Source organism: Flagellimonas sp. L-11 (assembly GCF_056857735.1).
Genome location: NZ_JBSXNR010000071.1, coordinates 1 through 23140 on the forward strand (window position 1 = coordinate 1; position 23140 = coordinate 23140).

The window sequence follows — 23140 nt, forward strand, 5'->3', positions numbered from 1 at the left end:
ACGATGACTCTTTAATATTATTTCCTGTTTTGTATACATACTTATCATTTTCCGAACGTCTCTGATTGGACGTTCAAGTTGGTAATAAGTGGTATACTTTTAAATTGAAATGTGGGGTAGTTTTATATTAATATATACACCCGATGGTCATAAATGCCGGACCCTACATGGCCATACCTACCGATTGACATTGTATTTCGAGGGGGAATTGGACAGGGACCTTGGATGGGTCATTGATTTTTCCGATATCAAAAGCGTGGTCAGCCCCATAATAGCTCTTGTTGACCATAGGTTGTTAAATGATATTGAGGGACTTGAAAACCCGACATGCGAGCATGTCGCCATGTGGCTATGGAGCAAGATCAAGGTCAACATCCCACAACTCTGCAAGATCAAATTGTATGAGACCCCTACATCGGGTGTTGTCTATGAAGGAGCTTAAATCCTTCCGAAAAGAAGAGATAATAGGTCGGAAACTTGATCTAAAAACCGATTTACAGATCAACCCCTTTTAGGGAAATGACCGTTCCGTTCTGTTCCATCTCGGCAGCGAGCACGGCAATGGACTTCTCCTTGAAATTGCGGAGGATTTCTTCCTTGAAGGGCGATACAATATGGTGAACGGGACAGGGATTTTCATTATTGCACTTGGAAAGGCCTAAAAAACAATCATCAAATTTATACGCTCCATCTATGCTGGAGATAATGTCCCAAAGCGTATTGTTCAAATTTTTTTCGTCCAAAAAAAAGCCTCCGCCCGGGCCTTTGCTAGAGGAAACCAATTTGTTCGTGGTCAGTTTTCGGAGCAACTGGGCCAAAAAAGGCTGGGGTACTTCAAGCGCTTCAGCGATGCTTTTGGCACCGAGTTTTTTGTCCACAGTACTATGGATCGCTAAATAAACTACTGCTCGTACGGCATATTTACAGGCATTGGACAGCATATTCAAATACATTTGGATGACTCAAAGATAATTAAAAGATAATTTTATATTTCATTATGACATTTATCATTTTTTGCTCGGTGCGGGTATCCTAGTTTCGAACCTTAAAAAACCGTCACCATACATCGAATGGGGACGGATTCAAAAAAAAATACCAAATCAAGATATCGTTATGCCATGAAAGGAGGACAATCAGTCAATCATTTTACCCCTGAAATTGACCTACATCAGGAAATCCTAGAACTCAAAAAGAAGAAAAATGCAGTCTTGCTAGCCCATTTTTATCAGCGTCCCGAAATTCAGGAAGTTGCCGATTATGTGGGCGATAGTTTAGGCCTTTCCCAAGCCGCGGCCAAAACTGATGCGGATATCATTGTATTTGCCGGGGTGCATTTCATGGCTGAAACCGCCAAGATCCTCAATCCAACAAAAAAGGTGTTGCTGCCCGATCTGTCCGCTGGTTGTTCCTTGGCCGATTCCTGTCCACCGGAAGCCTTCAGGCCCTTTGTGAAGGCCCATCCGGAACACCTTGTAGTGACCTATATCAACTGTTCGGCCGAAATCAAGGCTTTAAGTGATTATGTATGCACCTCCTCCAATGCCCTAAAAATCATTTCCGCCATCCCTAAAACCGCTCCCATTATTTTTGCTCCGGATAAAAATTTGGGCAGTTACCTGATCGGGCAAACGGGAAGGGATATGTTACTTTGGGAGGGCAGTTGTATTGTCCACGAAGCTTTCTGTATCGACAAATTGCTGGAGCTTTATCATAAACACCCGGATGCATTGATCATTGCCCATCCCGAATCCGAAGAACATATACTGAAAATTGCCAACTACGTTGGTTCCACCTCCGCTATGATAACCTATGTGAAGCGTCATCCCAGGGAAAAATATATTGTGGCCACCGAGGCCGGCATCCTTCATGAAATGCAAAAGGAAGTCCCGGGCACCATACTGATTCCTGCCCCGGCAGTGGAGGACAACAGTTGTGCCTGCAGTGAATGCGCTTTCATGAAAACAAATACCCTGGAAAAAACATATCATTGTCTCAGGGATGAAACCCCTGAAATAAAAGTGCCGGAAACCATTGCAAAAAAAGCGTTGGTTCCCATTGAACGCATGCTGAAACTTTCCAAATAGAGCAATAATGGTTTCAACGGATTACCTTGTGATTGGCTCGGGAGTTGCCGGACTGTCGTTTGCCCTTAAGATGGCGCATAAATTCCCGGACCGTACCGTCTGCATTACTACCAAGTCTGATGAAGATGAATCCAACACCAAATATGCCCAGGGTGGTGTTGCGTCCGTATCAGATTTAGGGGAAGACTCTTATCAAAAGCATATATCCGACACCTTGATTGCAGGAGATGGACTTTGCGATGTAAACATAGTGGAGATGGTTGTCACCGGAGGCCCCGAACGGGTAAGGGAACTGATGTCTTGGGGCGCACATTTTGACAAGGGCAAGAATGGTAAATTGGCATTGGGGCGTGAGGGAGGCCATTCAGAGCACCGCATTATACACCATAAAGACAGTACGGGGCGTGAGATAGAACTGGCCCTCCTAAGTCAAGTACATCAGCGGGACAACATCACAATGTGTCAACACCATTTTGCCATAGACCTTATAACAGAGCATCAGCTCTATGGAACCAAATCAAGCACACCGACTTGTTACGGGGCCTATGTCCTTGACCAAAAAACGGGTAAAGTGGAGGCTTTCTGCGCAAAGAACACAGTTTTGGCCACAGGTGGGGTGGGCATGGTCTATGGACATACCACAAATCCTGCCATTGCCACGGGAGATGGCATTGCCATGGCGTATAGGGCAGGGGCACAGATCCGGGATATGGAGTTTGTCCAATTTCATCCTACCGTTCTTTACGATGGTAAAGCCGGCCGGTCATTTTTGATCTCAGAGGCCGTAAGGGGTTTTGGGGCCTATTTAAGAAACAAAAAAGGGCATAGATTTATGCCCGACTACGACACAAGAGCGGAGCTCGCGCCTCGTGATATTGTCTCCAGAAGTATTGACCAAGAGCTGAAAAAATATGGGGATCCTTGCGTTTTTTTGGACTGTACACATCTTGATATGAAGGAATTCAAAGTGCATTTCCCCAACATTTATGAAGAATGCCGAACCAGACATATCACTATTGAAAAAGATTGGATCCCTATTGTCCCAGCGGCCCATTACCTCTGTGGAGGAATTGTTGTGGACACACAGGGAAGGACATCTGTAAAAAACCTTTTTGCCTGTGGCGAATGCTCGCGAACAGGTCTTCATGGAGCCAATAGATTAGCATCCAACTCCTTATTGGAGGCCTTGGTATATGCCCATACTATTTTCGGGTATTTGGAACGCCAGGAACTATTCCCAGCATCGGTTGCCATACCCCAATGGGACGATATGGGAACACAGATTGCCAAGGAAAAAATTCTTATCAGGCACAACATGAATCGCTTACAGGCACTTATGCAAGATTATGTGGGGATTGTAAGAAATACCGCCCGCTTGCAAAAAGGCGTCAAACACCTCGATGCGATATATGGTGAAATTGAGGAACTGTATCGGACAACAAAAGTGGACGTGGCACTTTGTGAATTGCGAAACATGATCAATGTGGCCCATCTCATTATTGGACAATCTTTGAAAAGAAAGGAAAATAAGGGTGGATTCTATAATATTGATCTTGAACCTGTCAGCAGTATTTAGAAGCCTAATATGGCATAGCTCCATATTAGAAAATACATGAAGTAATTCAAGAGAGTATACAGAAAGGGATCAATGAACAACCCGTTATTGGGCGGTTGTTTTTAAATCACGAATTTCACCCAAAAGCTTATCCAAAACAACTTTTAAATCTTTCAAAGCCCCCGAAATTGGGGAGCTGTTGTCGTTAGAAACTTTGTTTGCCTTACCAAATATGGTTTGATAATAAGAGATCCCTTCATGTAAATTATTGATAAAAGTGGATAAGTATGCTACTTGCTTATCCGTAATGGAACCTTGTACTTCCTCCATCTTGCCTTTCAGAAAATCAATGTAAATTTTAAGCTCCTTGATGAACATGTTGGGGCGGTCGGTTCTCTTGATCAAATTGGATTCCCCATAAATATGTTGCATCATTTCCCTGAGACTGGCAATCTTTGAAAAGTATGCCATATTTGGTCCTGGGCAAATGGAGACACCATCACCTTCGGTTTTGGTATCCAACCCGTATTTTAACAAGGCAGAAGTACCCAATCCTACGCAGGCACATGATTTCTCGACAATCTTGTCAAAGGCCGCTTGGCGGGCTTGTGGTGAAAGATTCTTTTTGTTCAATTCTTGTATTTTTAGATGTTGGTATTGTCGTGATGCCATACAAATACCCTCACTGGTGAATTCCTTGTTCAAGGCGACATATTTTTTGGGACAGGCACTTCCGGGCCTGTTTTTTTGAATGTTGGCCCACTTTTCCATGTCTTTGGTATTTCCCCTTAAGCTATTGAAAGGAACGCCCAAGGGAGAGATGTTGCTCAGGTAAAGGTCTTTTTCTTTGGCCTGCGATAATTTTTTCAAGGTAGTGTCGTCCACCGTAGTGGCCTCGGGCACTAGAAGAAACGGGGTTCCCCAACCCACGGAATCCAATTGATAGTGTTCCAATAGAAAATCATGCTCTTCCGAGGTGCCCACCCCACCTTGGGCAGTGATTTTAACGGGCAAGGCAGATTGGGGAACATAACGTTTTTTTTGTGAAAGTGCACGGACCAGCACAGCGTTGGTTTCTGATACCAACGCTTCTTTCCGGTCTCGGAACTGCGCCAATATCGGCCCCATAAGATGACCATCTGTAGCAAAGGCGTGCCCACCACAGTTCAATCCCGATTCGATTCTGTACTCCGATACCCATAGCCCTTTCTTTGCGAGAAACTTCCCCTGGATCAAGGCCGATCTGTAATCACTGACCTTTAGGATGATTCTCTTTTTTATGATTCCGTTTTCATCTGGATAAAAATCATCGAATTCCTCAATATAGCCGTACAATCGGGGGTTCATGCCCGCCGAAAAAATAACCGAGGAACTAAGGTGGCTATTGGCATATCCCCTAAGGGCGGCATGGGCATCATTGTACTTGTTGGGCAAAGGCTTTTTGTGTCGATAATTCTCCCTATCCAATTTGGTCATGATGTTGACCTCAATATTGCCCATGGAAAGGTTCTCATCAAGAAACTCCTTGAGGGAGGCCGTGCAATCGGTTTTTTGGGTCAAATCGATAAACCGTTGCTTTAGTAACGAAGTGTTGGGCAACAAATCAAAGTATTGTCTTAAACCATCGCTATGGCCATATGTAACATCCTTTAGTTGCTCAAACCTTTTTTCTGCCAGTTCTTTAATGAGATTGAGATAGGAGGTGATTCTTTTGGCCCTGAAGTCCTCGGTTCCCTCATTGATTTCATGGTAGGGCATTTCAAATTTTTCACAATACATCCTTCTTAGTTTTTCCATAAGGATATCATCGACCAGAGATATTGCCGAATCTATGCCCAAATGGGAAACTTTCAATGGGGTGTCAATGGTGAATGCAATTCCCATAACGGGAATATGGAAGGAGTGGGGAGTCATATAATTGGATTTTTTACCCGATTAGGGCAATTTTTAAAAGTTGATTCGGTAATTCCAAAGATGGTTGGGTCACCCTGGACGGGAAATCACAGAAGATAGCGAGCCCAGTGAGAGGCCACATTTCAACCAAAATAAAACGAGAACTCTCCTTTTGATGAAATGTAGCGTACTACTCAGTGAAAATTGTCTCAAATTACCGATATGTAAATTCATTTGGTTTTAGTTTGTTGGACAGGATTTCTGCCCTTCTGTTTGCCAAGGGATTGTACCCGCCTTGTAAGTGATAATGTCGCAGACCATGTTCTTTTTGCCTCCCGGAACTGAAGTTGGAGACCCGTTTGAGGTATCCGATGACCCGGGTGGCATGGTCCACATTCTGCGAATTGCATGCACTGCATTCATACAAGGTACGTTTGTCAATATGAGCGCACTCGTTGCAGATGGTGATACGGATATTGAAACAAAAATAATTGCACCCGGCCTTGGCTGTGGCATGGATCAACTTTTTAAACCCTTCCTTGTTCGGGGTTTCTTCCAGGTTGAGATGTAGGGCAGACCCACCGTCCAAATATTGGATGGTTTCCTTGCCATGAAGCATGATCTTGTCCAAAGCGTTGATACGTTCGTCCTCAACAACATAAAAGTAGGAATTATAGCAGTCCCTAGGGACAAAAAGTCCGTCCTCCCGGTCCCATTTGGCATTTTTGACCCCCAAATTTTCGGCTGGAACGAACTCCGTGTTGAACATGCACCCGTAGGTCTCTCTGGCCTTTCTATTTTCATGGTAGATGGCCTTGAGGTAGTGGTTAACAAACTCCTTATAACCATCATTGTTGCCCACTTGGATGCCTTGGCTTTCTGCGGCCTCTACCATCCCGTTGATGCCCACGGTCAGGAATTGCTTGTCCAAGGATATCAGACCAGCGTTATAGACGGGCAACATGCCAGCTTTTTCATAGTCATCAATAAGCTTGCGAAAGGCGACTTGGTACTTATGGACCTTGCGGACTTCCGCTACAATATCGGCCCCTTGCTGTACCAAACGGTTCATGTTGAGGGTGATGACATTCACCGAACCAGTGGCTACCCCGCCAGCTCCGAGGGAATAACTAAAAGTGTGGTCACTGATTTCATTGCGCAATCGGCAGCAGGACGCAAGGCTGTCCGCATTTTCGGATTGATAGATAAAAAAGGAGTTTCCCTCGCTCAACTCATGTGCGCACATATCGGTGAACTCCGTATCTACAGGGATTCCTTCCTTGGTCAACATCGCAGCGGTCACTACGGGAAAGGTCAGAATGGCCCTAGTACGCTCTTTGTTGAACCAGTCCATAAAAAAGGCCTGTAGCTTTTTGACACTTTCCCATTGGGGTCTTCCCATATCTGGAAAGACAAAATCCCCGAACATACTGTCAAAATAGGGTTTGTCATAGAGGGAAATGTTCCAGAACACCGATTGGTACCCCCTTGCCGCAGCCGGTTGGTTAATGGCATAAACGACATGTTGGAGGTGGTTGGCGATAGTGTCCGTATGGGTGTCGAGATAATCCGGCCCATAATCCTTGGCCGCAAAATGGTCAAAATACATCAAGAATTCCACGGTGGCCAAGGCTCCGGCAAATTGGGAACTTACGGCAAAGACCAAGTTGACAAATTCCCCGCAAAAACTTTCCAAGTGTTTTGGAGCCAAACTTTCGCCCCCCAGTTTGGTAAGGCCGTCCAATAGAAAGGGGTACATACTTATGGAGGCACAATAGGGTTTTAAAGAGGTCTCGTCATGGACATAAATTTCATGGGACTCTATTTGCCTTATATATTCTTCTGCCAGGTCATTCCCGTATAAAGCGGCGATTTTCTGTTTGACCAAAGCTCTATTTATCTGTATGTTGATGTCCTTGTTGAGCTCTGCTTCCATGGTCGCAATATTCTTGGAAGTGACATTGGCGTTGGCATCGACCTTGGAACCGTCTGCAGCATTGCCGGAGTGTAGGTAATGGTCTATGAACGCAATCTTTTTGGCGATTTGTTTATCGGTGAGTCGTATCATATTAAAACTATTTAGAGGTGAATAAATGGTTGAGCATCCTATTGGTCTTGACTTCCTTGAACATTTGGTTGGTGGTATGGCTATCAAGGCCGCCAAGGTCTTTGTTCCACCTTCCGGTCTTTATCCAGGTCAGGTGTTCAAGTATGTTGAATGGTATATGGTCTTCGCCCGTGTAAAGACAAGTACTGTATCCTTGCTGTCGGGCATATTTTAGGTGTGCCACAAGTTCTTCCCGATGCCATTCGCCTCCCATAAAGACAACACAGGTGGCAAAACCGGAATATTGGTTCAAAAGTGCTTGAAAATATTCAGAGGTAAGCTCATTTCCATTTCCTTCCTTCCATAAAAAAGGGGAATGACAGCCCTCACATCGGAGGGGACATCCAGAAATTGAAAAACAGAGACTGATCTCCCCGGGAACTTCTTGAAACACTACCTGAAAGTCATGATAAAACATAAAGAACTCATTGTTTTTTTGTCCTTTATAAAATTAAGGCAGGGTTTTTTTGGACAGCGGTGTGGCTTCAAAAGTTATAAAGAGACTTATTAACAATAAAATGACCTTTTAATCATTTATATTATAATAAAGATTTTGATTGCTACAAAATATGCTCCATTTCCTGCAATTTCTTGATAAAGCCCCATTGTACCCGAAAGGTAAAGGCAAGTTCCTTGAACCGTGACAAAGGTTCTCGAGGAAATTTGTATTCCGATTGTCTCAATGGATGGTTTTGTGTGTTCATCAACTGATTTTTTTATAGCTCCATACGGCCATGGCATTCATGACCACGGCATAGAGGGTTGTTTTGATAAGTTGAGGGAGAATATCATAAAACCCTGAACCCTTTAGCATGACCATGCGCATGATCTCCACAAAGTATTTGATAGGATTGAATTCGGTCAGGAACTGTGCCCATTTGGGCATGCTCTCGATGGGCGTGAAAAGACCGCTCATCAAAATAAATATGACCACAAAGAACCATGCGATGAACATCGCCTGCTGTTGGGTATCCGTAAAATTGGAGATGAACAGACCCATGCCCAAAATCACCAGTATGTAAATGGAGGTGTAAAAGTACATGAGGGCCAGGCTTCCCAGCATGGGGACAGCGAAAATGAGCTTGGCCAATACCAGGCCAATGGTCAACAGCCCCATGCCAATGACCCAAAAAGGAAAAAGCTTCCCAATGATGAAGTGGTGTTTTTTGATAGGCGTGACATTGATCTGTTCCAAGGTGCCCATTTCTTTTTCCCGGACAATGTTCATGCCTGAAAGGAACAGGGTGATCATGGTCACCAACAATACCAGGATTCCCGGAACCATAAAGGTTTTATAGTTCAAGGTCTTGTTATACCAAAAAAGTGGGATACCTTCAATTTGGACAGGTTGAGCCTTGTTATTGGACAGCTGAACCAAATCAACTTCCAGGTTCTTGTTGAATGTTTTGATGATCTGGGTGATATAGACATTTTCAACCCCTGCGGCAGCTCCGTCAATGGCATTAATGGTCACCCCCAAATCGATATTTTTATCCTTCCACAAATCCCGTTCAAAATGTTCGGGGATGGTCAACACCACATCGACCTTACCTTGTAACATGGCCAGATCACTTTCTTTTGGATGGGGGAATACCTGGGAAACATCAAAAAAGGTGGAGGCATGGAACTTGTCTATTAGGGCACGGGAGGTTTGGGTGTGGTCATTGTCAACGTATCCAAAGGAAATGTTGTTGATCTCATAGGTGGCCGCATTGGAAAGAATGACCAATTGCAACAACGGCAGTATGAATATGATGGGCAGCATACCCTTGTTCCGAAAGATCTGCCTGAATTCTTTGTTGATGATATATAGAATTACCCGCATGTTATTCCAATCTTATTTTATATTTTTTTACGCTAAGTCCAATGAAAAGAAGGGTCATCCCCAAGAGGACCATGGTCTCTTTCCAAACAATGTGGATACCCACACCTTTGAGCATGATTCCCTTGACGATGATGATGAACCATTTTGCAGGGACGATATTACTGATGACCTGAAGGGGAACTGGCATGCTGGAAATCGGAAAAATAAAGCCCGACAAAAGGATCACCGGTAACATCAGTCCCATCAAGGAGATCATCATGGCTGTTTGTTGGGTGGCCGAAATAGTGGAAATCAATATCCCCAGTGCCAAGGAGGTGACAATGAACAGCACACTTTCCAGGCCCAACAGGAACAGACTCCCTTTGACGGGGACATGGAAGACAAAAATACTCAGTATGACAATGGCGGCAGCATTGATTAAGGATAGAAAGATATAGGGAAACACCTTTCCAATGATTACCTGAACAGGGTTCAAAGGGGATACCAATAAAATTTCCATGGTGCCCAATTCCTTTTCCCTGGTGATCGAAATAGAGGTCATCATGGCCGATACCAACATGAGGATGACGGTCATAACGCCCGGTACGAACATATAAACACTTTTCAGTTCCGCATTGTAGACCATACGGGATTGGGGTATGATCTGATAGTCCTGTGTTATGGCCCTGTTCTGTTCCTCTTGGTAATGGGAAAGGATGGAATTGATATAATTGCTGATGGTGTTGGCCACATTGGGATCGGTCGCATCCGTCACAATTTGAACCTTTGCGGTGTTTTCTTTGATCAATTTTTTACTAAAATCTTTTTCAAAATAGAGCACGGCCTTAACCTTCCCCTTTTTAAAGGCATCCTCAATCTCCGCTTCCTCCTTTATGTATTGGAGGATACTGAAATACTCCGATGCGGAGATTTTTGAGATGATCTCCTTGGTAGAGGCATCCTGGGACCGATCTAAAATGGCAATATCGACATTGTTGATCTCATTGGTAATGGCAAAGCCGAAAAGCATGATCTGTGCCACGGGCATGCCAAATAGGATGAACAGGGATCTTCTGTCCCTGAAAATATGGTAAAACTCTTTTTGTACAAACCCGATAAAACGTTTCATAAGGTAAGCTCTTTAACTTCTTGCCAATTTTAAGAACACATCGTTCATGGAATCCGCACCAAAATGGGACTTTAGGTTTTTTGGAGTGTCGAGGGCCTCTATGGTACCATCTACCATGATGGATACCCTGTCGCAGTACTCAGCTTCATCCATATAGTGTGTTGTCACAAAAATGGTGGTGCCGTTGTGTGCCGCCTTATAGATCATTTCCCAAAACTGCCTTCGGGTAATGGGATCTACCCCCCCTGTGGGTTCGTCCAAGAAAACAATTTTTGGGTCGTGCAATAGGGATACCGAAAATGCAATTTTCTGTTTCCAGCCCAACGGCAATGAGCCGACGAGACTTTTGGCTACTTTCTCCAAGCCCAGTTCTTCAATGAGGTGGTTTGATTTTTGGGAGATCCTATCCTTGGACAACCCATAGATACCGCCAAAAAAGCGGATATTCTCCTTGACGGTAAGATCATCGTACAGGGCAAATTTTTGACTCATGTACCCGATGCTCTTCTTGATGTTTTCCGTTTGGGAGTATACATCGAACCCTGCCACATGGGCCGAACCGGAACTGGGTGTGGAAATGCCTATCAGCATTTTCATGGCAGTGGTTTTCCCGGCGCCATTGGCCCCCAAAAAACCAAAGATTTCCCCTTTCCTGACATGGAAACTAATCTTGTTCACCGCGGTGAAAGCACCAAAAACCTTGGTGAGCCCCTCTACTTTTATTACTGTTTCTTCCTTCATTGTTTTGCCAATTCCATAAATGTATCCTCAATCGTTGCCTTGGTCCTTTCGATATGTATGTTTTGCAGGCCTTCTTTTTTTAAATACGCCCTGAGCTCCATAGGGTCGAACCCATCCCGTTGGTCCGTATAGTGAATGTATTCACCAAAGGGAAATACACTGTGTTTATGGGTGTAGGCATTCAATTTTTCGATCAATAGGTACGTGTTGTGGGCCCCAACGTCGAAAATGGGCTTGGAATAGTGTTCCACAATGGCCTTTGGAGTGTCGATTTCAAGGATCCTTCCATCTTGGATGAGTGCGATTCGATCACATAGGGCGGCCTCGTCCATATAGGGGGTCGACACGAGAATGGTAATTCCCTTGTCCTGTAATCTTTTGAGCATTTCCCAGAATTCCTTTCTTGAAACGGGGTCAACACCCGTGGTGGGTTCATCAAGGAACAGCACTTTGGGCTTATGGATCAAAGCACAGGAAAGCGCCAATTTTTGTTTCATCCCACCGGATAATTTACCGGCTCTACGGTCTTTGAAAGGCTCTATTTGGACATAAATATCCTTGATTAGGTCATAATTCTCGGTAATGGTCGTGCCAAAAATGGTGGCAAAAAAATTGAGGTTTTCTTCAACCGTTAGGTCATGGTACAGGGAAAAGCGTCCCGGCATATACCCCACCTGTTTTCTGATGGCCTTAAAATCGGCAATGATATCGTACCCTGCAACGGATGCAGACCCTTGGTCGGGAAGGAGCAGGGTAGTCAGGATTCGGAATAGGGTCGTCTTTCCTGCACCATCAGGTCCGATAAGACCATATAGCTCCCCTTGGCCGACCTGAATGGAGATGTCATCCAAGGCGTTGACCTTTCCGTAAGATTTGCTTATGTGTTCGATTACAATGGACATAGGCGTGGCTTATAATTTTTGGAAAATGCTTGTTCCATATTATTAGTTTAAAAAAGTCATCATACGTTTTGAGGTGCTGTGCTATATTTTGGGTCAATTGCCTGCGTGATTTTTCATGCGCCACGTTTTGCAGGGCTTTATTTTTTTATCAATGTATAAAACCATACATGTAGGTTGTCATAGGATGTCTTATAAGGTTTAAATGCATTAGTTCGAAATCCACATTTCGGCGGGCATGCCTATTTTGAGGCTTCCATCATTTTTGACCTTTACCTTCACGGCGTATACCAAGTTCACGCGCTCCTCCTTGGTCTGTATGATTTTGGGTGTGAACTCCGCAGATGTGGATATCCAGGATACTGTGCCTTCATACGATCTCATTGAATCCGCATCATCAATCTTGACCGTGACCTGTTGACCAATCTTGATGTTGGGAAGTTGTGTTTCACTGATATATACCCGGAGTTCCATTTCATCAAGGTTGGCCATTTTGAACAAGGGCCTTCCGAAGACAGCAACTTCACCAGGTTCGGCATATTTGACCAATACCGTACCGTCCAACGGGCTTTTCACGATACTTTTTGCAATTTGGTCCTCAATCTGCTCGATCTGGACCTCAATGCCCTTGACTTCGTTGATGATGGGGGCGTTCTGGGTCTCTACACTCTTGATCTGTTGTTGAAGGATACGGACCTTACCTTGGATGTCGTCCAATTGCTTTTGGGTGGCCGCATTTTCCTTGATCAAGCTTTCGATACGTTCTTTGTCATTTTGGGCCACCTTCAATTCCTCCTGAAGTATCTCTCGCTGGGAAAGCACGTTTGTTGATTTTGAGTAAATGGTTTGTTTTGCGGCTTTCAATTGGTCGCGTTTCAACGATAATTGGGTGGTGTCGATGACCCCGACAACATCATTGTTTTGAAGTAAGCTTCCTTCTTCAATATTTAGAGATAGAATTTTGCCATTGGCCTCAGCGGAAACCGTAGTTTCTGTTGCTTCAAAATTTCCATAGCCATCGGCGAGGTCCCCTCCACCATTACAGGATGTAAGGGAAACGACCAGAGCGGAAATGGACAATATTGTCAGGGCTTTTTTGGTCTTTTGGACCCTAGTTACTGCTCTTTTCATAGGTGCCTTGTGTAATTTGATATTGAATCTGGTTCATTAGTTTTTGTGTTTTGTGCAAGGCAAGATTGCTCTTGGCCTCATATAAATTTGTAAACTCGGTGATATAGGCCGAGGAGGTGATCACCCCGTTCTTCAGTTGGGATTCTGCTGTCTTGACCATTTTTTCAAACCTGGGAATGATCTGTTCATCATATTGGATCAGCCCCTCCATTTTGTCTATTTCGGATTGTAGCTTGACTAACTCCAAATTATTGTTGAGTTCAAAGGTTTCCTTTTGCGAACCGACAAGGTCCCGGTTGATTTGTAAAGACTGTCGTTCCTTTCGGTTTTTGTTCCAATCAAAAACATTCCAGTTGAGTTTTACACCGGTCATGAAAAAGGAGTTGAAGGTATTGTCCAGCATATTGAGCCCCGGATTCCCATATCCGCCCTGTGCAAAAGCACTGATTTTGGGAAGTTTGGACCTTTCCAAAAGGTCCGACGACAGATCGACTTGGGATTTTTGTAGCTCAAAAAGTAAAAGTTCCGGTCTTCTGGAAAGCTGTTCGGGAACCTCTGAATAAATCTCTGGTCGCTGTAACACAACCTGTTGCTGCAGGTCGGTACCTATCAATAGGGAAAGTTGTTGGAGCAATTCTGTTTTAGATAGGGCAAGTTCAGTATTGTTCTGCTGGATTTTGAGGAGTTCAACTTCAAGCGCGTCCGCCGATGATGAAAGTAGGGTGCCATATTTGACCCCGGCCTTGACCTCTTCAAGTCTTACGGTCAACTGGGATTCCTTTGCCTGCAACAAATCTTGGTTTTCTTGAAGTAACAATAGGGAAAAATACAGCTGGTTTACACGTTTTTTTAAACCATATAAAATAATCTCAAGCTCCTGTTGTTCAATGGCCGACTTGGTCTCCTTGGCCTTGACCGAAGCATCAATCATACCTCCGTGGTAAATCAGTTGATTGATATCCAAAGTCGTACGGTATTGGTCCTTGTTGGGCGGGACAATGGTACTATTGGGCAATTGACCTCCAAGACTTGTCACTTCAGATTGATAAGTGGCCTGCCCATTGAGATCCAATGTGGGCAGCCGATCTTTCTTGATGGCTTCAATATCAAGTCTTGCTTGGTCGGCCAACATGGTGGACTGCTTTGCCAGAGGATAATTGACTTTGACCAGTCGTAGACATTCATCCAATGAAATGGTCAGTTGGGCTTGCGATAAAAGTGGGATTATCAGGAAAATCAATAAAAAAAAGAGCCGCTTTCTTTGGATTGGTTTTGCATCCATTGATGGTAATACATAAAGGGTGTTACTTAAACTGTTCATGATGCTTTGATAGTATTTATGATCATTTCGGGAATCAATTTTTTTCGTTCTTCCATATAGGTTTTGAAAGCAACTTCGTCAAGTCCTAAAATACCTGTCACCAATTCTTTCCCAATGAAGGGAAATGCGGTCAATGAGATCAAGTTTAGTACCAGTTGCTTAGGGTCTATGGGCCTGATAATGCCTTGTTTGATCTCTTTGCCTATTTGTTTTTCAAATACTGAGGGGTCTGGCGTGATATGATTGGCAAAGAATGTCTCTCCAAATTGGGGGTTGATGTTCATCTCTTGAATGATAAACGTTGGTAAATAAGGGTTGTCGGCCACAAATGTGATATATCCATCCACAAAATCCCTGATTTTTTCAAACACCGGTTTATCTGAATTGAAAATGGTATTCAAGTGGGGGGCCAGTTCCCCGAACGCTTGTAGAAAAACCGCTTCGAACAATTTCTGCTTGCTCCTGAAATAATAATGGAGCATGGCCTTGTTGATGTTGGCCTCGTCCGCAATCTCTTGCATACGTGCTGCAGCCAGTCCCTTCTTATAAAATACCAGCTTTGCAGCCTTTAAAATTGATTTTTCAGTTTCGGTATGTATCATTTCAATTGAATTAACCATCAAATTTAACCAAATGGTTAATATTAAAAAAAATAGTTATCAAATATTTTACAATGCATTGAAAAATAAGTTGTTGAAATATTTTGGAGACGAATACTTGCTTAGTCGATCCCCAATCTTTTAAGGCAGGTTTCTTTATAACGCTTCCCAATGGATATTCGGATGTCGCCGATGATGAATCTTATTCCGCTGGACGGCCGTTATGCATACAAGTTTCACGACAAAGGACGGGTGCCCCCGGAGAAATTGATTGTCGGGCAATTTTTCCATGAGCTGTTTAAAGTTCATTAAGGTAAGTATTGGGTTTTTTACTTCTATCTTGACGTGGATCCTGAAAAGGATCGATATAGAGAACAATTAAGAGCTAATGATAGACAGTAGGGTATTTGATCTAAATAGGGGGCCATTTAATTTGGCTGACAAGACCTTGGTACCCAAGGCAGGTGCCTGTGATGTATGTGCTTTTAACGCCGCCAATCAGGGCAATCTGTTTGGAAATGGTTAGATGGGCTGTACCTGGACCGCCTGTTTTGAGAACAAAAAGACAAAGACCTTTATGCAACTACTGAAGAAGGCCTTGAAAGAGGGATTGCGACTCGTGCCCGACATCAGCAAATCTGGAGGCACTAGAGCCTTCCTCTGGAAATCCCAGTAAATAAGAACTTTCCAGCCTTCCATAAATTTATGCTCACCGAATAGGCCACCTCATTCTTAAATATTGGAATATCAATTAGAAATATTATTTTTTGGCTTCATTTATATTGTATAAAACATAAGTGCCTCTAAGTTTAGTCAAGTTCAACAGGTATAGACAAATGGTTCAACAGTGATCTTTAGCGGGAAGTACGATTATACAGTGTATTGCCTCTGGTCAATGTTTACAAATGGATATTTGGAAAGATAAGTATCCAATTATATTACCGTTTTAGCGGTAATACTTGAATATTGTTTTTGTATAGATGTAGAAATAGTAAAGTATCGTTAAATTTACTGTTATAACGGTAAAAAATACATAAATCTTTGCTTCTAAAACTATTTAACCAATTAAACACGTGCATTTACTGCTAAAACGGTAATATATGATTGATTTAGGTTTGATGGTAAAAAAACATCGCAAGAAAGCCGGGCTGACACAGCTTGAACTGGCTAATTTGGCCGGTATAGGCAAGACAACCGTTTTTGATATTGAAAAAAATAAGGAAACTGTTCGTTGGAGCAACATTCTTGCCGTGCTTCAGGTATTGAATATAGAAGTGGAATTTAAAAGCCCATTGACTGAAAATGTATGAGAAAGGCAGTGGTATATACCCATGGGAAAAGGGCAGGAGTTTTAACAGAAGTCTCTCCAAGGGAGTATAGGTTTACTTATGATGATGATTACAATGGTCAGGCAATTTCATTGACCATGCCCGTTGGTCAAAAGAAGTTCAGTTTTGATGGGTTCCCTCCCTTTTTTGAAGGTTTGTTGCCCGAAGGTATCATGTTGGAAGGTCTACTTAGGATTTCCAAAATTGACCACAAGGATTATTTCTCCCAATTGATGGCCACTGGTGCTGATTTGGTAGGTGCAGTAACTGTAGAACCTATGGAAGATGAATAGGTGCCCTATAACATATGAACAGTGCGGTACGGCAAAATATAGTGGGAAAGGGCTCAAAATGATTACCGCCAAGTTGACCGGCTTACATGATTTGCCTTATACAGCTTCGGAACTGAGGAGAGAGGCGGTAAACAGGGCTAAGAAATTATCCATACAGGGCGTGCAGCCTAAATTGAGTGCGAGTATTTCCGTAGTCGACCAGGAATTTAAAGTTGTGGACCAATTTGGGACTTATATCATAAAACCCCAAAATGATATTATCCCCCAATTGCCCGAGAATGAGGACCTCACCATGCGAATGGCCAAGGTCATTGGTATCAATGTGCCCTTTCATGGTATGGTTTATGGCAAAGACGGTAGTCTGTCCTATTTTATCAAGCGTTTTGACAGATATGGTAAGGGAAAAAAATATGCAACGGAAGATTTTGCCCAATTGACAGGAAATTCCAGAGATACCAAGTATCGTTTCTGTATGGAGAAATTGGTGCCCGTTATCGAAGAATTTTGTACGTTTCCAGTGGTTGAGAAACTAGAATTTTTCAAAAGGATAGTTTATTGTTTTGTGACTGGAAACGAGGATATGCACCTTAAAAAATTTTCCCTAATTACAAAGAATGGCAAAACGACGTTGGCACCTGCTTACGATTTGTTGAACTCCTCCATTGCGATCAAAAATCCTGAAGAAGAAATCGCATTGACCCTGAAAGGAAAAAAAGTAATTTGAAAGCCTCAGACTTTACGGATTACTATGCGAAGGAGCGATTGCAATTGAACGAAAAAACTATAGAAACCATACTTCAGGACATGTTCCGGGCAAAACAGAAATGGAAGGATTTAATATCGGTTTCTTTTCTTTCCAATGACATGAAAGAAAAGTATTCCAAAATACTGGAACATCGGTTGAAAATGTTTCAATGATCCATTTCGAAATATCTTAAAGTCGTACTGATATGTTTACCTACGCAGTGTTTTCCTACACATGCAATTGAGGGAGGCACTGGAACCTGCTTCTGGAAAGTTCTATAAAATGAGGATTTTCAACTTTTCGGTGGCGTATGCTCACCGAATAGCTTACCATAAAATGTTTATTGTTTTACTTGATTTTGTCCTCGCCAGTAAATCTTTTAATTCTTCAATGATTCGATTGGGTTTTAACATTTCTGGTAAAGAAATTAATTGATCGAATGCACCCGCATCAAAATTAGAGTCATTCAAATCTAAATAGGGTCGTTGATAGCATTCTGTTGTATGAGTTGAGATTTAATAATTATCCTCGTATCATTTATTAATTCAATATCAATCAAAATAAACCCGTCATTATAATCAAAAGTTCATAATCAATTAAATCGGCCCTATTTGTTTCATATGCCGGTGGTCTTGGTATACTTTTTTTTGTCATGCCTTACCACAACTGATCAGAAAGTAAATATAGAGAAACAAGGTGTTATTAGCTCAATCACGAATGTCTTTGAAGAAAATTATGTGGACAAGGGAATTGCAAGTTAACTATCCCTGATGTTGAAGGAAAATAAAAATTCCAAAAAAAATGAAGGGTTGGATAATAATATATTTGTCGCAAGGGTGAATAAGGGTATTCGTTCAATAGTGAATGACAGGCATTTGCATGTGATGACCAATTCACCTTCAAAGAAATTACCTTGGAGTAAATCATCAATTCTTAAAGTAGATGTTCTGGAGGGCAACATAGGTTATCTTGAACTTTCCGTTTGGGTTGTTTCGTTGAGAACAAGACCGTCTATGATGGCCTTTATGTGACATCTATCGAAAAAGGTTTTGATTATACTACCCGTGGAGAGGTAAAGGGACACAAATTAATGAATGTGCCATTGGGGATTATTGTCAATGAGGAAACAGCTTCAGTGGCGAGTAGCACATCTTGAGGTTGGATTTTTATAGCTATAAGATAGTCATAATTGTTAAAGTTTTGAAATGGACCATCCCTTTTTATACATTTGGATTTTTTCCCATAAATTGGAATAAATCCATAATGTAATTATGAAGCCCACCATTCTCCATCTCGATCTTGACACTTTTTTTGTCTCTTGTGAGCGGCTGCTGGACAGTCGTCTGATGAAGCGGCCCCTCTTGGTCGGTGGGTTGGGGGACCGTGGGGTGGTGGCGGCATGTAGCTATGAGACCCGGCGCTTTGGGGTGCACTCGGGGATGTCCATGAAGGTGGCCCGAAGATTGTGTCCGGAGGCCACGGTCATCAAGGGCAATGCGGGGACCTATATGAAGTTTTCCGATACTGTGACCGAGGTCATCAAGGAGAGTGTCCCGGTCTTTGAAAAGGCCAGTGTGGATGAGTTCTATGCCGACCTATCGGGGATGGACCGCTTTTTTGGCTGCTATAAGTACGCCTCGGAAATGCGGCAACGGATCTTGAAAGAGACCGGATTGCCCATTTCCTTTGGACTGTCCCAGAACAAGGTGGTCTCCAAGGTGGCCACGGGGGAGGCCAAGCCCAACAACCAGATGAAGATAGACCTTGGCCTTGAAAGGGAATTTCTGGCCCCTTTGCACATCCGTAAACTGCCTTCGGTGGGGGAGAAGACCTACGGGCTGCTGTCCAATATGGGGGTGACCACCATCCGGACGGTACAGGAACTGCCCTTGGAAATGCTGGAAAGTTGCTTTGGCCGACATGGACGGACCATTTGGATGCGTGCACAAGGACTGGACAATACCCCTTTGGTGCCTTTTCATGAGCGGAAGTCCATCTCCTCGGAACGGACCTATGGAAAGGATACCACGGACATGGTCAAACTGGAGACCACCCTGTTCGCCATGGCGGAAAACTTGGCCTATCAACTCAGACGGGCCAACAAGATGACGGGCTGTGTCAGTGTCAAGATCCGGTACAGCGACTTTAAGACCTATACGAAGCAGAAACGGATTCCCTATACTTCCGCGGACCATGTGTTGGTACCCTTGGTAAAGGAACTCTTTGCCTCCCTCTATGACCGAAGGATGCTCATCCGACTCGTTGGGATCAACTACAGTCATATCGTGGGGGGACATTATCAGATCGACCTCTTCGCCGATGATGAAAAACTGCTGAACCTCTATCAGGCCATGGACCGCGTGCGCAGCCGCTTTGGGGAATCCAGTCTGATGCGGGCCTCGGCCATGGGTGCCCACAGCATAGGAAGGGGTGGAAACCCTTTTGATGGACAACCGCCCATTTTATTGGCCCATAGACAGCAATAATGTACCTGAACAGCCATACATATTACTCCCTGAACTACGGGGTACTCTCCGAAATGGAACTCTTGGAACTGGCCGTCAAGTGCGGTGTGGATGCTTTGGCCCTGACCGACATCAACAACAGCTCGGCGGGGATGAACTTTGTGCGCCTGGCCAAGGAACAGGGGATACGCTCCATCTTGGGGATCGATTTTCGCAATGGGAACGTGCAGGAATTTGTGGGCCTGGCCCAGAACAATGAGGGGTTTCGGGAGCTCAACGCCTTTCTTTCCCAGCATCTGCACAAGGGAACGCTGATTCCCTCCATGGCCCCAGTATTTGAGAATGTCCATGTCATCTATCCCTTCGAGAAGGTACAGGAAGAGGAACGGACGGACTTCCGGGCTTATGAATATATCGGGGTATCGGTGGAGGAGCTCCGAAAACTGCGCTTCTCTAGGTATCGGGATTATACCGACAAGCTGGTGCTTTTGCAGCCCGTTACCTTCCGTAACAAAAAAGATTTCAATACGCACCGGTTGCTTAGGGCCATTGGACTCAATACCCTGCTGAGCAAGCTGCCCCAGTCCGAGGAGGGGAGGGCCACCGATACCATGCGTTATATGGATACCTTGAAAAAGACTTTGGCCGATGTTCCACATATCTGGGAGAATACACGGCGGTTGATGGATTCCTGTACCATTGCCTTTGGGTTTGGAACGGAAAGGGTCTCCCAGAACCAGTCCCGTTTTTTGGAATCTAAGCAGACCGATGTGGAACGGTTGCGGGAACTGGCCCTGGAAGGGTTGCCCCGGCGCTATGCCCATCCCACGGAGCAGGTCAAAGAGCGTATGTTACGGGAATTGGGGATTATCGAAGAGTTGGATTTTGTGTCCTACTTTTTGATCAATCATGATATCGTCTCCTATGCAAGATTCAAGGGCTATCCCTATGTGGGCAGGGGCAGCGGGGCCAACAGTCTGGTGGCCTACCTGATTGGGATCACCGATGTGGATCCCATGGAACTGGATCTGTACTTTGAGCGGTTCATCAATCCCTTTAGGGCCTCGCCCCCCGATTTTGACATTGATTTCTCCACATGGGACCGGGATGATGTCACGGCCTATATTTTTGAACGTTTCGAGCATGTGGCCCTCTTGGGGACCTACAACACCTTTAAGTACCGGGCCGCTGTACGGGAACTGGGCAAGGTGTTCGGTCTGCCCACCGAGGAAATCGATAAGCTCAGTGCAGGTCGGTACGAGCAGGGAAGCTTGGACGAGCTGGCCCGTTTGGTGTTGAAATACGCCACCTATATCCATGGGATGCCCAATTATATCAGTGTGCATTCCTCGGGGATATTGATCTTGGACCGGTCACAACACTATTACTCGGCCACGAACCTGCCGCCCAAAGGGTTCCCGACGGTGCAGTTCGATATGATCATTGCCGAGGATGTGGGGCTGTTCAAGTTCGACATTTTGGGACAACGGGGATTAGCGAAGATCAAAGAGGCGGTGGAGGTCATTAAGAAAAATCAACCGGATGCCCCCCTTTTGGACATCAAGAGCGTGGAGGTCATGAAGCAGGATGCCAACATCAACCGACTGTTGAGCGAGGGGAGGACTATTGGGGCCTACTATGTGGAATCCCCTGCCATGCGGGGGCTGATGAAGAAACTGCGGACCGATGACTATCTCGGACTGGTGGCGGCCAGCTCCGTGATCCGTCCCGGGGTATCCTCTTCGGGAATGAAGGATGAATACATCCGTAGGGAACGGGAACCGGAACGCCGTAAAGAGGCCAATCCCGCTTTACTGGAGATTATGCCCGAGACCCATGGGATCATGGTCTATCAAGAGGATGTACTGAAAGTGGCCCACCTCTTTGCGGGACTGGACCTTGGGGAGGCCGATGTGCTGAGACGGGGGATGAGCGGAAAGTTCCGTTCCCGGGAGGAATTCCAGGTAGTAAAGTTGAAGTTTTTTGATAACTGCAAACAAAGGGGACATGATGCCACCCTGACCCAGATGGTCTGGGAACAGATCGAGAGCTTTGCGGGCTATGCCTTTGCCAAAGGGCATTCCGCTTCCTATGCAGTGGAAAGCTACCAGAGCCTTTACCTGAAATGCTACTTCCCCTTGGAGTTTATGGTGGCCGTGCTCAACAATGGGGGAGGGTTTTACGATACGGAACTCTATGTCCATGAAGCCAAGATGTGGGGCGGGGTCATCCATCCGCCCTGCATCAACCGAAGTAACCATGTCAATACCATCTATGGCAAGCACATCTATTTGGGACTGGGACAACTCCGGAGTTTGGAACGTTTGGTCATCCAACGCATTTTGAACGAAAGGCAGCTCTATGGGAAGTTCAGGGATTTTGATGATTTTATAGACCGTGTCCCTATTGCCATCGAACAGTTGACGATCTTGGTTCGCATCGATGCCTTTCGGGGCTTTGGGGTGCCCAAGAAGCAGCTGCTCTGGCAGGTCTTGTTCAAGACCAAGTCGCATCGAAAGGATACTGTCCAGAAACTGCTGTTTAAACCCAACCACAGGCATTTTACATTACCGCAACTTCCATCCCATCCCATTGAGGATGCCTATGACCAATTGGAACTCTTGGGCTTTCCGCTATTTGGATATTATGAATTGATGGATACAAAAATAAAGAGTCGGTTGAACGCCAATGATTTTGGGGCCCATGCCGACCAAAAGATATGGATCTACGGCTCGATGGTGCATACCCGCTTGAATACCACCTCCAAAGGGGATACCATGCGTTTTACCACCATGCTCGACCTGAAGGGGCACTTCTTTGACTGTGTGCATTTTCCGCAAACCATGGCGGCCACTCCCATCCATGGTAAGGGTATCTATCTGTGCCATGGTACGGTGACCGAAGAGTTCGGGCATTACAGTCTGGAGGTGGTCATGACCCTCAAACAACCCTTGAAACCCGACCCGAGACAAGAGGGGAAAACCCCGGCCAAGCTTGCCTGATCGGGGTTGTGCACTGTAATTTTATGTGGATCATGGCCGGTGGC

Annotated in this window: 23 protein-coding genes; 10 read left to right on the forward strand and 13 right to left on the reverse strand. The window is 44.5% G+C overall.

The features are described 5' to 3' along the window. Window positions 1-109: 109 nt before the first annotated feature. Window positions 110-442: a 6-pyruvoyl trahydropterin synthase family protein gene (locus AC13CC_RS13375; protein WP_482877957.1), complete on the forward strand. Its 333-nt coding sequence runs from the start codon at window positions 110-112 to the stop codon at window positions 440-442. Window positions 443-494: 52 nt separating this feature from the next. On the opposite strand, the gene AC13CC_RS13380 is transcribed toward AC13CC_RS13375, so the two are convergent. Next, window positions 495-953, reverse strand: coding sequence for an RrF2 family transcriptional regulator (locus AC13CC_RS13380; protein WP_482877958.1), 459 nt, complete (start codon window positions 951-953; stop codon window positions 495-497). A 165-nt stretch (window positions 954-1118) separates the two neighbouring features. On the opposite strand from AC13CC_RS13380, the gene nadA reads away from it, so the two are divergent. Together nadA and nadB are read left to right on the forward strand one after the other, a co-directional pair. Then, window positions 1119-2084, forward strand: coding sequence for a quinolinate synthase NadA (gene nadA, locus AC13CC_RS13385; RefSeq protein ID WP_482878002.1), 966 nt, complete (start codon window positions 1119-1121; stop codon window positions 2082-2084). A gap of 7 nt (window positions 2085-2091) precedes the next feature. Then, a complete protein-coding gene (nadB, locus tag AC13CC_RS13390) occupies window positions 2092-3660 on the forward strand; it encodes an L-aspartate oxidase (protein ID WP_482877959.1) in 1569 nt (522 codons plus the stop codon). Window positions 3661-3744: 84 nt separating this feature from the next. On the opposite strand, the gene AC13CC_RS13395 is transcribed toward nadB, so the two are convergent. The 12 genes from AC13CC_RS13395 to AC13CC_RS13450 all read right to left on the reverse strand — a co-directional run bounded on the left by AC13CC_RS13395 (window position 3745) and on the right by AC13CC_RS13450 (window position 15572). Continuing rightward, window positions 3745-5553 (reverse strand): hypothetical protein, encoded by a 1809-nt coding sequence (locus AC13CC_RS13395; protein ID WP_326278582.1) that lies wholly within the window; start codon window positions 5551-5553, stop codon window positions 3745-3747. Between the two features lie 193 nt (window positions 5554-5746). Beyond that, entirely contained in the window at window positions 5747-7600 is a 1854-nt protein-coding gene (gene nrdD, locus AC13CC_RS13400) for an anaerobic ribonucleoside-triphosphate reductase (protein ID WP_482877960.1), read from the reverse strand. 7 nt (window positions 7601-7607) lie between these two features. Then, window positions 7608-8057: an anaerobic ribonucleoside-triphosphate reductase activating protein gene (gene nrdG, locus AC13CC_RS13405; protein WP_482877961.1), complete on the reverse strand. Its 450-nt coding sequence runs from the start codon at window positions 8055-8057 to the stop codon at window positions 7608-7610. Between the two features lie 142 nt (window positions 8058-8199). Further along, the gene (locus tag AC13CC_RS13410; RefSeq protein ID WP_326278585.1) at window positions 8200-8343 is read right to left on the reverse strand and encodes a hypothetical protein; all 144 of its coding nucleotides are present in this window, start codon (window positions 8341-8343) and stop codon (window positions 8200-8202) included. Next, window positions 8343-9464: an ABC transporter permease gene (locus tag AC13CC_RS13415; protein WP_482877962.1), complete on the reverse strand. Its 1122-nt coding sequence runs from the start codon at window positions 9462-9464 to the stop codon at window positions 8343-8345. Before AC13CC_RS13415 ends, AC13CC_RS13410 begins: the two co-directional genes overlap by 1 nt. Window position 9465: 1 nt before the next feature. Beyond that, a complete protein-coding gene (locus AC13CC_RS13420) occupies window positions 9466-10572 on the reverse strand; it encodes an ABC transporter permease (RefSeq protein ID WP_482877963.1) in 1107 nt (368 codons plus the stop codon). A 12-nt stretch (window positions 10573-10584) separates the two neighbouring features. Further along, window positions 10585-11313 (reverse strand): ABC transporter ATP-binding protein, encoded by a 729-nt coding sequence (locus tag AC13CC_RS13425; protein WP_482877964.1) that lies wholly within the window; start codon window positions 11311-11313, stop codon window positions 10585-10587. Continuing rightward, entirely contained in the window at window positions 11310-12215 is a 906-nt protein-coding gene (locus tag AC13CC_RS13430) for an ABC transporter ATP-binding protein (RefSeq protein ID WP_482877965.1), read from the reverse strand. The genes AC13CC_RS13425 and AC13CC_RS13430 overlap by 4 nt, the downstream gene beginning before the upstream one ends. A gap of 207 nt (window positions 12216-12422) precedes the next feature. Further along, complete coding sequence (locus AC13CC_RS13435; protein ID WP_482877966.1) at window positions 12423-13343, reverse strand: HlyD family secretion protein; 921 nt, start codon at window positions 13341-13343, stop codon at window positions 12423-12425. Further along, window positions 13324-14664, reverse strand: coding sequence for a TolC family protein (locus tag AC13CC_RS13440; RefSeq protein WP_482877967.1), 1341 nt, complete (start codon window positions 14662-14664; stop codon window positions 13324-13326). The genes AC13CC_RS13435 and AC13CC_RS13440 overlap by 20 nt, the downstream gene beginning before the upstream one ends. Continuing rightward, window positions 14661-15266: a TetR/AcrR family transcriptional regulator gene (locus tag AC13CC_RS13445; RefSeq protein WP_482877968.1), complete on the reverse strand. Its 606-nt coding sequence runs from the start codon at window positions 15264-15266 to the stop codon at window positions 14661-14663. The genes AC13CC_RS13440 and AC13CC_RS13445 overlap by 4 nt, the downstream gene beginning before the upstream one ends. Before the next feature lie 153 nt (window positions 15267-15419). Beyond that, window positions 15420-15572 carry a hypothetical protein gene (locus tag AC13CC_RS13450; protein ID WP_428979729.1) on the reverse strand — a complete coding sequence of 51 codons (153 nt, stop codon included), beginning with the start codon at window positions 15570-15572 and terminating at the stop codon, window positions 15420-15422. 791 nt (window positions 15573-16363) lie between these two features. On the opposite strand from AC13CC_RS13450, the gene AC13CC_RS13455 reads away from it, so the two are divergent. From AC13CC_RS13455 to AC13CC_RS13485, 7 genes are all read left to right on the forward strand, one after another. Beyond that, window positions 16364-16573 (forward strand): helix-turn-helix domain-containing protein, encoded by a 210-nt coding sequence (locus tag AC13CC_RS13455; RefSeq protein WP_482877969.1) that lies wholly within the window; start codon window positions 16364-16366, stop codon window positions 16571-16573. Next, window positions 16570-16884, forward strand: a complete 315-nt coding sequence (locus tag AC13CC_RS13460; protein ID WP_482877970.1) for a HipA N-terminal domain-containing protein — start codon at window positions 16570-16572, stop codon at window positions 16882-16884. Before AC13CC_RS13455 ends, AC13CC_RS13460 begins: the two co-directional genes overlap by 4 nt. 58 nt (window positions 16885-16942) lie before the next feature. After that, the gene (locus tag AC13CC_RS13465) at window positions 16943-17608 is read left to right on the forward strand and encodes a HipA domain-containing protein (RefSeq protein ID WP_482877971.1); all 666 of its coding nucleotides are present in this window, start codon (window positions 16943-16945) and stop codon (window positions 17606-17608) included. Further along, on the forward strand, window positions 17605-17802 hold the full coding sequence (locus tag AC13CC_RS13470) for a hypothetical protein (protein WP_482877972.1): 198 nt from the start codon (window positions 17605-17607) through the stop codon (window positions 17800-17802). The genes AC13CC_RS13465 and AC13CC_RS13470 overlap by 4 nt, the downstream gene beginning before the upstream one ends. Window positions 17803-18399: 597 nt before the next feature. Then, on the forward strand, window positions 18400-18660 hold the full coding sequence (locus tag AC13CC_RS13475; RefSeq protein ID WP_482877973.1) for a hypothetical protein: 261 nt from the start codon (window positions 18400-18402) through the stop codon (window positions 18658-18660). A 240-nt stretch (window positions 18661-18900) separates the two neighbouring features. Then, complete coding sequence (gene dinB, locus AC13CC_RS13480; RefSeq protein ID WP_482877974.1) at window positions 18901-20115, forward strand: DNA polymerase IV; 1215 nt, start codon at window positions 18901-18903, stop codon at window positions 20113-20115. Further along, complete coding sequence (locus tag AC13CC_RS13485; RefSeq protein ID WP_482877975.1) at window positions 20115-23096, forward strand: DNA polymerase III subunit alpha; 2982 nt, start codon at window positions 20115-20117, stop codon at window positions 23094-23096. Before dinB ends, AC13CC_RS13485 begins: the two co-directional genes overlap by 1 nt. Window positions 23097-23140: the final 44 nt, after the last annotated feature.